13 protein-coding genes are annotated in these 15,329 nt (G+C 50.4%); 4 read left to right on the top strand and 9 right to left on the bottom strand.

The features are described from left to right. Positions 1 to 4: 4 nt before the first annotated feature. From C7W93_RS21730 to C7W93_RS21720, 3 genes are read right to left on the bottom strand one after another with little or no spacing between them, the layout of a single operon-like run. On the bottom strand, positions 5 to 2,026 hold the full coding sequence (locus C7W93_RS21730) for a M3 family metallopeptidase (RefSeq protein WP_108442429.1): 2,022 nt from the start codon (positions 2,024 to 2,026) through the stop codon (positions 5 to 7). Between the two features lie 60 nt (positions 2,027 to 2,086). Further along, positions 2,087 to 3,898, bottom strand: coding sequence for an ABC transporter substrate-binding protein (locus C7W93_RS21725; RefSeq protein WP_108442428.1), 1,812 nt, complete (start codon positions 3,896 to 3,898; stop codon positions 2,087 to 2,089). 18 nt (positions 3,899 to 3,916) lie between these two features. Next, positions 3,917 to 5,731 (bottom strand): ABC transporter substrate-binding protein, encoded by a 1,815-nt coding sequence (locus C7W93_RS21720; protein ID WP_225869995.1) that lies wholly within the window; start codon positions 5,729 to 5,731, stop codon positions 3,917 to 3,919. A 525-nt stretch (positions 5,732 to 6,256) separates the two neighbouring features. Between C7W93_RS21720 and C7W93_RS21715 the strand changes: the two genes are divergently transcribed. Beyond that, positions 6,257 to 8,242, top strand: coding sequence for a diguanylate cyclase (locus tag C7W93_RS21715; protein WP_225869994.1), 1,986 nt, complete (start codon positions 6,257 to 6,259; stop codon positions 8,240 to 8,242). Between the two features lie 91 nt (positions 8,243 to 8,333). Here the strand turns inward: C7W93_RS21715 and C7W93_RS21710 are convergent, their stop codons facing one another. After that, on the bottom strand, positions 8,334 to 8,864 hold the full coding sequence (locus C7W93_RS21710; protein ID WP_108442426.1) for a GNAT family N-acetyltransferase: 531 nt from the start codon (positions 8,862 to 8,864) through the stop codon (positions 8,334 to 8,336). 3 nt (positions 8,865 to 8,867) lie between these two features. Between C7W93_RS21710 and C7W93_RS25340 the strand changes: the two genes are divergently transcribed. After that, on the top strand, positions 8,868 to 9,002 hold the full coding sequence (locus C7W93_RS25340; protein WP_255419213.1) for a hypothetical protein: 135 nt from the start codon (positions 8,868 to 8,870) through the stop codon (positions 9,000 to 9,002). 8 nt (positions 9,003 to 9,010) lie between these two features. On the opposite strand, the gene C7W93_RS21705 is transcribed toward C7W93_RS25340, so the two are convergent. After that, positions 9,011 to 9,199 (bottom strand): hypothetical protein, encoded by a 189-nt coding sequence (locus tag C7W93_RS21705; protein WP_146177596.1) that lies wholly within the window; start codon positions 9,197 to 9,199, stop codon positions 9,011 to 9,013. On the opposite strand from C7W93_RS21705, the gene C7W93_RS21700 reads away from it, so the two are divergent. Both C7W93_RS21700 and C7W93_RS21695 read left to right on the top strand, forming a co-directional pair. Beyond that, the gene (locus tag C7W93_RS21700) at positions 9,198 to 10,256 is read left to right on the top strand and encodes a class I SAM-dependent methyltransferase (protein WP_108442424.1); all 1,059 of its coding nucleotides are present in this window, start codon (positions 9,198 to 9,200) and stop codon (positions 10,254 to 10,256) included. The genes C7W93_RS21705 and C7W93_RS21700 overlap by 2 nt on opposite strands. 92 nt (positions 10,257 to 10,348) lie before the next feature. Beyond that, entirely contained in the window at positions 10,349 to 10,549 is a 201-nt protein-coding gene (locus tag C7W93_RS21695) for a DUF1059 domain-containing protein (RefSeq protein WP_108442423.1), read from the top strand. A 14-nt stretch (positions 10,550 to 10,563) separates the two neighbouring features. Here C7W93_RS21695 and C7W93_RS21690 read toward each other — a convergent pair whose 3' ends face one another. From C7W93_RS21690 to C7W93_RS21670, 4 genes are all read right to left on the bottom strand, one after another. After that, positions 10,564 to 11,370: a hypothetical protein gene (locus C7W93_RS21690; protein ID WP_108442422.1), complete on the bottom strand. Its 807-nt coding sequence runs from the start codon at positions 11,368 to 11,370 to the stop codon at positions 10,564 to 10,566. A 371-nt stretch (positions 11,371 to 11,741) separates the two neighbouring features. Beyond that, positions 11,742 to 12,881: a porin gene (locus tag C7W93_RS21680; protein WP_108442420.1), complete on the bottom strand. Its 1,140-nt coding sequence runs from the start codon at positions 12,879 to 12,881 to the stop codon at positions 11,742 to 11,744. 333 nt (positions 12,882 to 13,214) lie between these two features. After that, positions 13,215 to 14,645: a sensor histidine kinase gene (locus C7W93_RS21675; protein WP_108442419.1), complete on the bottom strand. Its 1,431-nt coding sequence runs from the start codon at positions 14,643 to 14,645 to the stop codon at positions 13,215 to 13,217. After that, positions 14,635 to 15,309: a response regulator gene (locus C7W93_RS21670; RefSeq protein WP_108442418.1), complete on the bottom strand. Its 675-nt coding sequence runs from the start codon at positions 15,307 to 15,309 to the stop codon at positions 14,635 to 14,637. The genes C7W93_RS21675 and C7W93_RS21670 overlap by 11 nt, the downstream gene beginning before the upstream one ends. Positions 15,310 to 15,329 lie beyond the last annotated feature (20 nt).

The raw sequence follows: 15,329 nt of genomic DNA, 5'->3' as shown, positions 1-15,329 counted from the left end.
GTCCTTATTGCAGGCGTTGGCCGGAAATTTCAGCAAAAAAAGCTTTGCTGTTGGGGGCGCGACCCAAAAAGGTCTCGACCATCTCTGCGCCGGATTTTTCGCTGCCGCGTGACAATATCGTCTGGCGATAAAACTGGCCGACTTCAGGATTCATCAGCTTGCCGTGATAGCGCGACAGCATATCCAGTGCCAGCACTTCCGACCACATATAGCCGTAATATCCTGCCGCATAGCCGCCCATCAAATGGCCGAATTGACCGGGAAACTCTGTGCCGGGAACATAACCCAATGGCGTCATACCCTCCATCTGTTGCCAGATCGCCAGCGGTTGTTCGGTCGCGGCTTGGGGATCGTGGATGCGCATGTCAAAGCTGGCATACAACAGTTGACGTGCATAGCGGATACCGCGCCCATAATTGTGTGCCGCCGTCAGGCGTTGCGACAAGGCATCGTCGACAGCCGGGCAGGGCGTTTTGCAAAAGGTGGAGAGCAATGCCAAAGATTCTTTGCGGCGCGCCCACTCCTCATACATTTGCGATGGCGCTTCAACAAAATCCAGCTCCACGCTAGTCCCCGCCTGACTGACATAGGCGGTGTGCGATAACACGCCGTGTAGCACGTGGCCGAATTCATGCACCAGCGTTTCCAGTTCGTCGCTGTTTAAACCACCGCGATCGAAGTTGGTGACTAATACTGAAATCGGCGTGCGCTGGACCAATGTGCTGACGCCGCGCACGCCCCACGCGGCGGCATGGCCGTATTTTCCTTCGCGCGGAAAAAGGTCCAGATAAATCCCGGCGATTCGGGTTTTAGTCTGGTTATCGATGACATCGTAATACTGCACATCGGGGGCCCATACCGGCACTTCGGCGCGTTGCAATGTGATGCCGTACAGCGTGCTCGATACATCCAGAATCCACGCTACAGCCGCATCGGTGGGAAAGTATTGACGTAGCGCTTCCTGATCGATGTTATAGCGTGTTTGTTTGACTTTTTGCTGCCAGTATTCGATATCCCAGCGGGCGAGTTGAGTTTGCGCCAGCGGTGTCTTTTGGGCCTCCGCCTTAAAGGCGCGCAGTTCCGCAATTTCTTTGATTTCCAGCGCCGTTACCGCACCCTTAACGTCGTTCAGAAAGGTATAAACGGTCTTGGATGATTTTGCCATGCGACGGCGCAATACCAGATCGGCATAGCTGGGCAGACTAAACAAACCGGCCATCTCATGACGCAGATCCATCGCTTGCTTTAACAGGACCAGATTTTTTGGCGTGCCGTGATTGACAAACGCCAGTTGATAGCGCCGCCGGGCATCGCTGTTATCGGCAGACTCCATAAAAGGGTTGTAATCGGGATAGTCAAAACCCAACAGATAATTGCCATTCTCATCGCGCTTGGCACGTGCCAGATAGCTGGCGGGCAGCCCTTGCATTTCAGCTGGCGTGAACACCAGTTTTTGCCGATTATCGCGAATGTTACGGGCGAACTCCTGACTCAGTTCATCCAACTTATTCAGAATGAGTTTTAAGCGGGCGCGTTTAGTTGGCGCTAATGCGACGCCGGTATCTTCAAAGCTATAAAGCAGATCCTGTTGTAGTTTTTTTTCTATAGCATTGTCAGGCCGGATCGCTTTGATACGCGCATATTGTTTTTCGTTTTGCAGCAATTCGGTAGAGAATTTATTCAACTCGATCAGGCAGGCTTCAGTCGCGTTACGAACGCTGGCGTCGGGCGAAACATTGTTGAGAATATCCACCGGCCCCTGTGCATCTTCCAACGCAATTTGTAGCGTATTCCAATCGGCCAAAACCGCTTTGGTATCGTTGGCATGTGCCGCAGGAAGATGGTCTGTCACGCTGACTTGCTGCCGCAATGTTGCTAAGGTGCGGGTGCATAACGGCGTGACTTCTTCAGCCTTCAGTATGGGCAGCAATGGGCGCTGGATTTCTTGCGCCGAAACGGGATTCACGGCTAACGTAAAGATTGTCGCTGCCAGGCTCAGCGGCGTAAAAAATGAGATAGTTGTCATACCATTTTTTCCATGAATAGGGCGTCCATTTGGCTAAAATCGTTAGTCGACGGTTGCACGTTATTTGCCCTTTTGAATATCAAAATACATCCACTCGGTCGGCAAAATCGGATGTTTTTTAAATCCGATCACACGCGGTTGCGCCAACATATTCCGATAGCGGGCATAACCGGCACGAATCGGCGCATAGACTTCTAAAAGCCGGGCCATTTTGTGATACAGCAGATCGCGCTCTGGTCCCGCAGGCATTTTTTGCGAGGCGGCATATAGCGTGTCGTATTCAGGAATTTTGGTGCAGCCACTATTATTTTGATGAATATTCGGGCTGTAAAACAATTGCATAAAATTGTCACCATCCGGATAGTCGGCAATCCACGCCGCAGTGCGGGCTTGCAACTGGCATTCTTTCTCGGCTTTCAGAATATCCGGAAACGGCATTGCATCACCGATCATATGAATATGGATCAGATCATAGGTTTTTTTCCACATTTCCAATTGTTGCTGGCCGTTGGAATCCGGGCGGCTAGTGTAACGAATGCTGAGTGGCTTCCCATTGGGAAGGGTGCGCCAGCCATCTTTGCCGATTTTATAGCCGAATGTGTCGAGTAGGGCGTTGGCTGCTTGCGGCTCAAATTGAATGCTGCTTTTGTAGGTCGGATCATAGCCAACGACGCCGGGCGGTATCGGATATTCCAGCGCGATGGCTTCATCGTTCAAGACCACCTTTATTTGCTCGCGAACGTCATGCGCCATCGCGATGGCGCGCCGCAGCGCGATTTTTTCTTTGCTCAATCCTCCTACAACCGGGTCTTGCATATTCCAGTAGTAATAGCTAATTTCAGGATCGACAATGCGCGATAACTGAATCCCTTTTGCGACTAATTCCGGCTTTAGTTTGCCGCCCGAAAGTGCTTGCGGTGCAAGTGCACCTTCTAACTGAAAAAGATCAATCTCATCTTTTTGAAACGCCAGCCAGCGCGATTGATCTTCGACCATGACGTTGATTTCAATTCGGCCGATTTGCGGCATGCGCTTACCTTTCATCTGCGCGACGATACGCTGATCTTCAGGGTCGCTGCCAGCCTTAAAATCCCAAATAAACCCTCGATAGTCAGGATTCGCCGTCAGCACCATGCGTGAGCCGCGGACCCATTGCGTCAGCAAATAAGGCCCGGTGCCGACCGGATTGGCCATTATCTGACCTTGCGCATCGCGATATTTTTCGACCACTTCGCGGGCGACCGCGCCGGTGGGTTGATGCGCCAGAATCATGCCGAGGTTGAAATCCGGTCGTTTCAAATGGATGCGCAGGGTATAGCGATCAAGCAGTTCAAAACCAGGGATGTTGGCATCGTAGTCAAAGTGATGGGTTTGCTTGGCGCTGTCCGCCTGCTCATCCAGTCCAATGACTTTTCCTTCCAGCAGCCAGGCTTGCGGCGATCTGAGTTGAGGATCGAGTAAGCGTTTATAAGAGTACACATAATCAGCCATCGTCAGCTCGCGTTTTTTGCCTTTGAAGGCAGGATCGGCGGCGAAATAGATCCCCTTTTTTAGACGGATGGTGTACGTCAACCCGTCAGCAGAAACCTCCGGTAAGGCTTGCGCTGTCAATGGCACTAGCTTGGCGGGACGCGCCAGATAATCGTACGTAAATAAAGGTTCGAATATCGATTGATTCACCAGTTGCGAATACAGATCGTTCGTGAGCGCCGGATCGAAACCGGTTTCCGCTGCGACAAACACAAAGCGCACCACCTTGGCCGGATCTGCGGATGAGGTTGAGGCGGCAACGGTGTTCTGCAACGGCAGAGCGCTGATCAGGGTGACCGATAAAGAGCTAATCAACAGCCCACGTAACCACGATAAATTCATTCTTCTTTGCTCTCCGGATTAATGTTTTTCGAGGTCCAGATATTGCCAGTCGGCATGCAGAATAGGATGTTTTTTAAAGCCTTTTACCCAAGGCCGGATAACCCAATTGCGAAAACGCGACAAATGCAGGACTTGCGCCGTATCAGCTTCAAGCTGACGCTCCATACGGGTGTACAGAACTTGCCGCTCCGGTCCATCCGGCAGCACGCGCGCCTTTCGAAAAGCATCGTCAAATGCGGCGGAGGAATAGCAGCCAAGATTGCCCTGACCTGCATTTGGGCCATAGAAACTCTCCAGGAAATCCGAGCCATCCGGGATGCTGGCGGTACCGCCCAGCCCCCACATCATTAACTTGCATTCGGACGCGGCTTTGAGGTTATCGGCGAAGTTGCTGACCGGAAATTCTGCCCGCACCCCAATTTGATCCAACGAACGCTTCCATAATTCCATGCGCGCCTGATCTTGCGATGAGGCCGAGGAATAAATTTTAACCGTTAACGGTTTTCCGTCTGGCAGATTGCGATAGCCGTCGGCACCTTTGCGGTACTGGAAGTAATCCAGCAGTTTATTCGCCAGCGGTGGGTCATACGTAATACTGCTGCGGTATTTTGGGTCATAACCGGCGACGCCGGGCGGCACTTCCGATTGTGCTCTGCTGGCTTGACCAAACCGAATCAGTGTAATTTCATCGTCCAGGTTGTACGCCATCGCCAAAGCACGCCGCAGCGCGATTTTCTCGTTTGTATAGCCGCCTACGACAGGATCTTTAAAGTTGAAAATAGTGTGCGTAATTTCAGGACCGACGAAGCGATACAGTGAAACGCCCTGAGCGACGTATTGCGGTTTCAGGACATTTTTATCCAATGCCTTTCCAACCGAAATTCCGGATAGTTCACCGACATCTAGCTGACTGCTTTCAAACGCCAGCCAACGCGGCTGTTCCTCTTCAATGATACTGATTTCAACCCGGCCGATCTGCGGCATGTGCTTGCCCTGCATGTCTTTGACCAGTTGTTTGTCCCAGGCGTCGCCGGAAGGTTGGAAGTTCCAGATAAAACCCCGATAGTCGGGATTGGCTTCCAGCACAATTTTGCTGCGTGGGACGTAATCTTTCAGAAAATATGCGCCAGTACCGATTGGATGGCGGCCCGTGTCTTGCCCGTATTTTTCGATCACTTCCCGGGCCACAGCGCCGGTGGTTGCGTGGGCCAGCAAATAAAGAAACGTCTGGTCGAGTCGGGTTAGCTGGATGCGTAGCGTCGTGCGGTCCGGGGTTTCAAGACCGGCGATGGGCGCGTCGTAATCGAAATGACCGGTTTTTTTTGCGTCTGCGACCAGCGCATCTAAGCCAACAATTTTGCCTTCAAACGAACTGGCTTGCGGCGAGCGATTTTTGGGATCGAGAATACGTTTGATCGAGTACGCATAATCCTGCGCTGTCAGTTCGCGCCGCACGCCTTTGAAGGCTGGGTCGGACGTAAAGAAGATGCCTTTCTTGATGTGCAGCACATACGTCAGCCCATCTTTGCTGACTTCCGGCATCGCCTCGATGGTGTTGGGGACCAGTTTTGCAGGGCGCGCCAGATAGTCGTAGGTCAGCAAGCTGTCATATATTGCCTCGCCGACCCATGACGAATACAGACTGTTGTTAGTACGCACCATATCGAAACCATCATCGGCAGCCTCAAACGCGACATGGATGACTTTTGACGGATCGGCTGGATTTGGTGCCGCAGCGGCAGGGCCGGCCACTAACAATACGCTCATCGCGGCGCTCAGAACAGTCGTTGACCACAGCGTCAGCATATTGTCTGGTCGATATAAAAGCCCCATCTTTTACCTTTTAGCGCATTGAGAAAAACATGATCACGGATGCGAATTTTTAAAGCACTTAATAAACAAGGATTTAAAACGCTTTTGTGAAATGAAGTAAATTAAAAAGCGTTGTTTAATTATTAAAAAAATAAGGATGCAAAAAAGAGCTTACAGCATTGCTAATCGGTAACTAAGAATTTTCTTACATCCATGCAATATTTGCAAAAATGGCCTCCTGCTGGTTAGAATTCTAGCAGTGCGCCATTTTTCTTTGCACGATGCGGGATATTGGTTGCCGCACGGAAATACTCTATACAACTTCCCAATATTTTCTAATGTTGCCGCATAGACATACGTAGTTACTATGCGTAGACTGAGTTTTCATCGCGATGCACCACGCAGCGCGATCGACCCGTTGGTTGGCCTATGCCGACTGCGCAGTGCATTATCGCGGCGGCAATGCAAGCGTATTCAAGCCCGTAAGCTATAAGCCGTCACTCTGCAAGCGACAACGGAAATTGGTGATCTGCTACAGGAACGACAATGCCTGATCTCGACATGCCTAGCAGTGATTCAAATCACTTTAATATTCCGCCAGATATTGGCCTGATTGCAGAGATAAATTTCCCGGTAGATGCGGATCGCTTAGCTACGTTGAGTCTTGTTCCGAGCGAGGTGGCCGTCAACGAACATCACACATTGGTGGCGACCATCAATTTAACTCTGGCGCATATCGCCGCCAGTGCCTCACTTGACCAGACGCTGCTCTGTATCGTCAATGGCGTTGAAGGGCTGCATCCTGATTTAGCGGGGGCGATATTTTTACCAGATGACGAGGGTGTCTATCTGCGGTTGGGTGCGGGACCGCGTTTGCCCTACGATTACATACAAGCGATGGCTGATATCGATACCGACATGGCACTGTGGGCGCAGCAGCTGGCAACCGATGTCACTAATCAAAACGCTACTGAGCAAAACGCTACTGAGAATGTTGATGCGAATTTGATCTGGCGCAGCTTTTGCGTTCTGGCGTTGCAGCACAGCCTGTATGCATGTCTGGCGATTCCGATCCGATCCGCTAGCAATGCGGTGCTAGGCATTTTCGTGGGTTATGCAGACAAGCCTGTGGTCGCCACGGAAGCCTACCAACAAACCATTGCCGGTTTTATCGCTTTGGCGGCCATCGCCATTGAGCGTATTGGCGCCGAATCCAAGATGCACAAGGCTGAAAATACGTTGCGCGAGAGCGAAACCAGAATAGCGCTTGCGGTTGAAGGCAGTGGGACGGGAATTTGGGATAGAAATGTCGTCACTGGCGAGATGCATTACTCCGCCGGTTGGAAGGCAATTTTAGGTTATCCAGATGTAGAGATATGGCATCATATTAGCGATAGTTATACGCGAGTGCATCCGGATGATCTGGCTTTTGTTCAAGCCGCGATGCAGGCACATTTTGATCGGAAGACAGAAATTTATGCGGTAGAACATCGTATTCTTTGCATGGATGGCAGTTATAAATGGATATCGAGCCGCGGTAAAGTTGTGAGTCGCGATGTCGATGGCAACGCGCTGCGGATGTTGGGGACGACGACCGATATTTCCGAAATGCGGGCGCTTTCAGAGAGATTGCAGCAAAGCGTTGATTTGATTACCTGTCTGACCAATGAAGTGCCCGGCCTGGTCTATCAATATCTGCAATTGCCGCATGGCGATGCATGTTTCCGCTATGTCAGCGAGGGTGTCAGCGATATTTATGAGCTGACGCCAAAACAGCTCACCGATGATGTAGCGCTTCTCGATGCCATCATTCATCCCGATGATTTGGAGGGTTATCATGCGTCGCTAGACGTATCGGCGTTGAATTTGCAGCCGTGGTATCTGGAATATCGGGTGACATTGCCGCGTCAGGGATTGCGCTGGCGGCAAGTAAGTGCGCAGCCACGCCGCTTGCTTGACGGCAGCACGTTGTGGCAGGGGTTTATTACCGATGTGACCGAACGTAAACGCGTAGAGACTGAATTACAGGAATTCGCCAAGATAGATTTTTTGACGCAATTACCTAATCGCCGCTATTTTATGATGCGTATGGAAGAAGAGTTGGCGGAGCTTCAGCGTGGGACCGGGACGCGCACCGCGGTGCTAATGTGCGACATTGATTACTTTAAAGTGATCAATGACCGTCACGGTCATACCACGGGCGATTTGGTACTCAAACATTTCGCCAATATTCTGCGCGATGGACTGCGTAAAAGCGATACTGTTGGTCGTGTCGGTGGTGAAGAGTTTGCGTTGTTTTTGTCCGGCGCAAATGTTATGGACGCCAACTTTTTTGCGCAACGTTTGCAGAAACGGATTGCCGCTTCGCCCATGGTGCATGGGGATATCACCATTGCAATCACGGTCAGCATCGGTATCACTGCTATGAATACTACCGATGCTAACGCTACCGCATCCCTTTCTCGTAGCGACGCGGCGCTGTATTTGGCCAAAGATGGCGGACGTAATCGGATCGAGATTGCTGCCGAATAACGTTCATCAAGGTGCATCAGAGCAACGATTTTCATATTGATCTGCAGTGCTCCCAGCGCGCCAAGAATAGCTATGCATCGCTATTCTTGACTTAAAGATCGCGCATCATCACTACCGATGTTTGCTTGAAACCGGTACGCTCAAAAAAATGGTGCGCGCCGTTATTGGCGATGCCGCTTTCAAGAAATATGCGCTGCATTCCATTGGTTTTGGCGCTAGCTGCGACCCAGTCCATAAACTGAAGGCCTACGCCTTTGCCGCGCATGGCAGGCGAAACGATCATGTCATCCAGTACCGCGAATCGATTATGCAAATCGCCCGTGCTAAAACTTACAAAAGCGATCCCGACCAATTGATCGTCCATCCAAGCGCAGGCAATCGCATCAGCGCTGCCATCAGTGGCGGGGTGCTGCAACGTCTGCAACGCTTGTGCATGGATTTTTTTCCACAGATCGGGATGCCATTTTTGCGGCGTCAACGCGCGTCCTCCCTGAAGCTCTGCATGAGAGATGTAGGCGACATCGGCGTGCGCGCAAAAAAATTCGGCAATTTGCGCAGCCAGTGCTGGTTGTTCTGCCCAGCTAATGGATAAGTTGTTTGTCGGGATAGCGATTTGTGTCATGTCATGCCTTCTTCTGAAAGGGGACTGCTGAAATTGGCGGATGCGCGGGGGCCATCATTGCATCGTCATGAAATTTTGTCGACGTATAAAAATACGGCACAAGTAGTCGCAGAGAAATGGATGTTGAACGCGCAATGAAAAACGCATCAAAAAAGTGCATAAAAAAGCAATTTAATTGCTTCACCATCCGCGTGAATTCTGCGTTGACAAATGGTTTTTTGATTCCTAATATTTAATTTCCAGTAGGTGTTCTGATGGTTGTTGGCACTCGCCAAAATTGCGGCTTCGCGCAATTCAAAACCTGCATTTTGACTGATGATGAGGAGATACATCATGGCAGTCGATCAAGAGAAATTGCAACAATTCATGGGACGTATGGTTGGCGAATTCGGCGCGGTTGCATCGGCCGCCTTAATCGTGCTGGGCGACAAGCTTGGCATATATCGGGCGATGGCAGGACAAGGCGCAATGACCTCTGCCGATCTGGCAAAAAGTACCGGTTTGACCGAGCGTTATTTACGTGAATGGCTGGCGGCGCAAGCTGCGGCGGGGTTTGTTGAATACAATCCAGCCAAGCTCACTTACGAACTTCCTGCCGAGCAAGCCCTCTGCTTTGCAGACGATACGAGCCCTGTATTTATTCCAGGTTTCTTCCAGGTATGTGAATCGATGTTCAGGGATTTACCGGTAATCGAAGACGCGTTTCGCAGCGGAAAAGGTGTCGGCTGGCACGAACATAGTCATGCCCTTTTTCATGGCACCGAACGCTTTTTCAGACCCGGTTACGCGGCCAATCTAGTCAACGCATGGATTCCCGCACTTGATGGTGTCGACGAGAAACTGAAAGCGGGTGCATCGGTGGCCGACGTCGGCTGCGGCCATGGCGCATCAACGGTGCTGATGGCGCAAGCTTATCCCAAGTCAACATTTGTTGGATTTGATTACCATGAGCCGTCGATTCGTTTTGCGCGGGCAGCGGCTGAGAAAGCCGGTGTCGCTGATCGCATCAAGTTTGAGGTCGCCGCAGCAAAAGACTATCCGGGTCATGATTACCAGCTCGTCACATTTTTCGATTGTCTGCACGATATGGGCGACCCAATCGGTGCCGCTGCGCATGTGCATCAATCACTGAAACCGGATGGGACCTGGATGATCGTCGAGCCGTTTGCGAATGACTTGACGGAGGATAATCTTAATCCCGTTGGCCGTATTTTTTACGCTGCCTCAACCCTCATTTGCACGCCTGCGTCGTTATCGCAAGATGGGCAAATGGGGTTGGGTGCGCAAGCAGGTGAAGCGCGTTTAAAGGACGTGGTCAGCAAGGGTGGTTTCAGCCATTTTCGCCGTGCCACTGAAACGCCATTTAACCTTGTATTAGAAGCAAGGCCGTAGGCGCAACGCGCACGACAAACGGTCTCGGTGCAGGCTGGCTAGTGCTTTTACACAGCTCGCTGAGATTTTATCTAACGATAAAGGAGAGCATCATGGCACGCAAATATATCGATTGCCGCGAATACCCGAGTGACTCAAATTGTTCAGTGGCGATCGCCGCCGATACCGATGATGAGTTGATGGATGCCGCCGTACAACACGCAGTCAGCGTGCATGGGCATAACGACACACCAGAATTACGCAGCCAATTGAAGCAGATCTTCAAGGAAGGTACGCCGCCGCTAAAACTTTGATTAAGGCGTGATCCTTATCCGGGCCTCGCCCTTTGTTCTTGTTGGGTGTGTCGGTTATCACGGTTTTTTTGGGTAGCCGACAGATAAGCTACCAAAACAATGATTGTCACCAAAAAGAAAGCACTGATACCTACGGTACCGAAGCCTAGTCCGCCGTTTTTTAGGGGTTGAGACAGAAGGTCACCACATGCAGCGCCAAAGGGCCGCGTGAGGACATACGCAATCCAAAAACAGGTGGCAGCATTGGCTTTCAGACCGTAGTGGGCGAGGGCAGTAGCGGCGATCAGCGCACCGAATAATAACGTGGTAGAGGGATAGCCAAGATGCAAGCCTTCAGCTACCCAGTCGCCGGCAGCTGTGCCCAAAGCGAATGTGAACAGAATTGCTGTCCAGTAAAATAATTCACGTTTAACGGTATCGATCGAACGGATCGATAAAGTTTTTTCTTTTCTATACCACGCACCAAACGTCACGCAAAGTGCGATACCGAACACGATTGTTGAGAGGGCCAGCGGCACATGAAGGTTGTCGCTCAGATTGTCGGTAATGAGCGTGCCAAACACGCTGATTAAAACCACTGCGATCCAGTACAGCGAGGGAATGTAACGCTTTGCGCGAATCTGGAAAAATAATGCGATGACAAGCAATGCTCCAGTGACAACGGAGGTGCCGATCAGTCCAAAATGCAGATCTGCGTTGAGATAATCAGCCGCTGTTTCGCCCACCGTGGTGGACATCATTTTGATGATCCAAAAAATTAACGCGATTTCTGGCACTTTGTTTATGCGTTGAGACGTTATTCGTATTGGTACATTACTCATCGTGCACTCCAGAAGGATAGGAAGACAAAGCGCAGTCTGAAGTACGAAACTTAGGCTAGACATAGCCGATTTTCAATTTACCTAGTTATGAGGGGAAGGCGCAGATTCTTGCTATTTGCCTGCATGGGCAATGCTGGCGGGAATGACGCGTGCGCAGAAGAAAATAATATCAATCCGATTACACGTTTAGAAAATCTGGCGTGCATCGTCGGATATGGTTATCTTATTGTTAGCAGATTGCCCACTCTGATCGGACTATCTTCCAAAGCTGCAAAAAAACGTCGATGCGGCGGGAGCGGCTCCGCATCGAACTGAAATTTACTACAGAGAAGATGGACAACAGATCGTCATATGACGAGCAAGTATTGCGATTAAAAACGCGTGCGCATACCCGCTGCTAATTCAGTTTGGTTTTTGAATCCGTTAGTAGAGGCGACACGATAGCCATCGCTGAGCTTCATGTAATCGGCAGCAAGGTACAGTTCAGTCCGCTTGGACAAATGATAGAAAGCGGAGCCGAAGATCGTAGATTTCTTGCCGCTTCCCGTCGCTGTAGAAAAGCTAGCGTTAGAGTAGGCGTTGAGGGTACTTGTACCGGCCACATTGTAAGCAGCATTCTTGGCCTTCATTGCCTGATAGCCGAGTTCATAATCCATCTGACCTTGTGGCGTGAACTTAACCGATACTGTGTACGCGTCGTCTTTACGTTTGCCTAGTGCGCCTTGCTCTGCGGTGTAATGAAAGTAACCGGTGTTCAAACGCACCAGACTATTAAAGAAATAACTACCGCCCAATGAATAGGATTTATGCTGCTCCGTTGATCGGTTGAGTGAGTTGCCGACATCTGCCTCGTTATAAAAACTGGAAACCACAAAATTGCTGCCGTTGTAGCCGAGCGCCACGGACTTGGTGGTGTTATTGGAAAACGCTCCCGCGACTTCGCCAAATTGATAGCCTAAGCCAGCGACCAGACCATTGTTAAATACTTTCTTCCAGACTACGCCATTGTCATAACGCGTGCCAGTAGCGCTGCCGGCGTAAAAAATCATTTGCTTGAAGTTATTATTATTGGTGAAGCCGCCTTCTTCCAGACCAAGTTTATCCGAGCCATACGCGTCGCCGTAGACCTGTGCAAAGTCCCGGGCAAGTGTGTTTTGACGGCCCAGCGTCAGGCGACCAAGATCGTCGCTTTGCATACCGACCCATGCATCACGGTTAAACAAAACGCCCGGCGTATCCATTTCGCCTGTGCCAACGACGAACTCAGCTTCCAGTTTGAACATGGCCTTGAGGCCGCTGCCGAGATCTTCCTGGCCCCGGAATCCGATGCGGTTACCACTGAACCATGCGACCGGTATTTGCGTCAGGCGGTCTCCTTTACTGTCGGCGTTATTCGTCGTGCTAATGGTGGCGTCGATCAAACCGTAGATCGTTACATTAGACTGCGCAAGTGCAGTGCCGGAAGAACCCAATGCGGCTAGCGTCGCTAGCGCGAATACTGTTTTTTTCAAAATCGTCTCCTGATGGCTAAAGTTTTTTTTGCTTGTTTGCACTGAGCGATATGTTCGATCAGCGTGGCCGAGTATAAAAGCGCCAAGCTTTCTTCTAGCTTTCGAAAGTATGGTTTTGTAATGGATTGGTGTAATTACGCAACACTGTTTATTGCGAAGTATGACGAGCGGAAGTGTGGTGGAGGGATAAAAATTCCCTCCAAACCAGATGATAAACAATGATGGCCGGTGGCCAAATATGGCTAAAATACGTCGGATTTTTTTGTAAAAATATTCCGATTTGCAATATTTTTGTGCGGTTGGATTAAATTCCCGTGAATAACGGCGTGTTTTTTAAGTGCTTTTAATTGAGGTTGCCAGCGGCAATTGGACTAGCACCATCAGGCCAATGTTCTGCGGACCGATACCCAGCGTCACTGCGCCTTGCGCTGCAAGGACGATTTCTTTAACAATGGCCAGGCCCAGCCCGGTGCCGTGTTGTCCAGGCGCAGCATGGCGATAAAACCGTTCAAACACGCGGCTGCGTATCTCTGCGGGAATGCCGGGGCCATTATCGGCAACTATGACCTCAACGAACGGCACCTTTAATCCCGTGTTATTTATTGCCGTGTTAGGAGCTGCGTTTACATTGATACTAACGGTGACCTTGCCATTGCGTGGCGTATAGCGAATCGCGTTATCCACCAAATTCATAATCATCGCTGTGAACAGGGCTTCATTGCCGATGACCAACGCCTCGGGCGTCTGACGCTCAATGCCCAGATCAATATTTTTGCGTTGCGCAAGATTCACAATATCTTCCAGTACCGTCGTGACGACTTTCACCAGATCAACCGATTGATGTAAAACCGCGTGACTGTTGGCCACCTCTGCCTGCGACAAGAGTAGCAATTTATCGGTAAGGTCGGCCATGCTGCGGCTGCTTTCCTGCATCGCTTCAAGTACTTCGCTGCGGCGTGTCGGATCGGTTATTTTTCGGGCGAACTGGATTTGCGAATCGATCAATGTCAATGGTGTACGAAGCTGATGCGCGGCATCTGCAATGAAGCGTCTTTGGGCCGCGACTTGCGTGTTAAGGCGCTGAATGTAGTGATTAAACGCATCGACAATGGGGCGTAATTCTCCTTGTAACTGGGCGGCTTTAATCGGTGATAGCGACATGGGGTCGCGTGTCGCGAGATCATCTTTCAGACGTAAAATCGGACGCAGTTCAATCGTCAGACCGATAACGACTAATGCGATAGCCAGAATTAACATGGCGATCTGGCGATGCAAAGACGGTCGCCAAAGATCGGCCAACATCAGATCATGGCCACGCATAGTTTGCGCTACCCGAATCGCGATATTTATGCGGCTTCCAGTATCGTACAAAGAGCGTACCTCAGTGGCGATCCGAATAGTCTGCTGCTCGTATTGTTGGGTAATAAATTTTGGCGTCGTTTGACTAAAATCGATGGTATCGGGTAAGTCCGGGCGACCCGCCATTAACCGACCCTTGCTTGTGATGATCTGGTAATAGACATGATCCTGCTGTGGCGAAGAGAACAGTTCTAGCGCAGCCGGATCGACGCTAACCTGCGGTATGCCATCCAGCCAGGTGATATCGCTGGCGATGACTTGCGCTGATGTGAGCAGGGCACGGTCTTGAATCAGATCGGCGGTCTGCTGCGCACTGCGGTAAGAAAATGCTGCGCTCACGATGATATATATCGCCAGCGGGATCAGCAGCCATAACAGCAGGCGAAAACGCAGGCTAACTATCATCGTTTTTCTTCAGCAAATAGCCAAGTCCACGCAAGGTCATGATGGCGGCTTGAGAGTGCTCCAATTTTTTTCGCAAGCGGTGTACATAGATTTCAATCGCATCCGGACTCGGCTCATCTCCTAAACTGAAAATCCCATTGACCAGTGCATTCTTGGAGACTGTTTTGCCCTGTTTTAACATGAGTATTTCCAACACGTCATGTTCACGAGCGGGCAGCGACAGAATTTTTTCATTCACTGAAAACTGACGCGTATTACTGTTATAGACCAGATCTGCACAATGCATTTCTGTCGCCTTGTCAGGACTCTGACGCCGGATAAGTGCCTTTATCCTGGCGACCAGTTCACGGATTTCAAATGGCTTGACCAAATAGTCATCGGCACCGCTTCCCAGGCAATCCACTTTTTCATCGATAGAACCGCTTGCAGTCAAAATCATCACGGGTACATTGTTATGGCGCTCGCGCAGTCGGCGCAAGACATTTTTGCCGTTCATTTTCGGCAGCATCAGATCGAGTAAAACAGCATCATAGTTTTCGCTTTGCAGCACCTGATCAGCTGCTACGCCATCGATGGCAACATCGACGGTAAATTTTTCTTCCTTCAATATTTTGGTAAGCCACAACGCCAGAGGTGGATTGTCTTCAATCAATAGAAGTTTCATGATCAGGAATCCTATTCTAA

Origin of the sequence: Glaciimonas sp. PCH181 (genome assembly GCF_003056055.1) — a bacterium.
Lineage (GTDB): Bacteria > Pseudomonadota > Gammaproteobacteria > Burkholderiales > Burkholderiaceae_D > Glaciimonas.
This window is presented reverse-complemented; position numbering and strand designations above follow the sequence as displayed.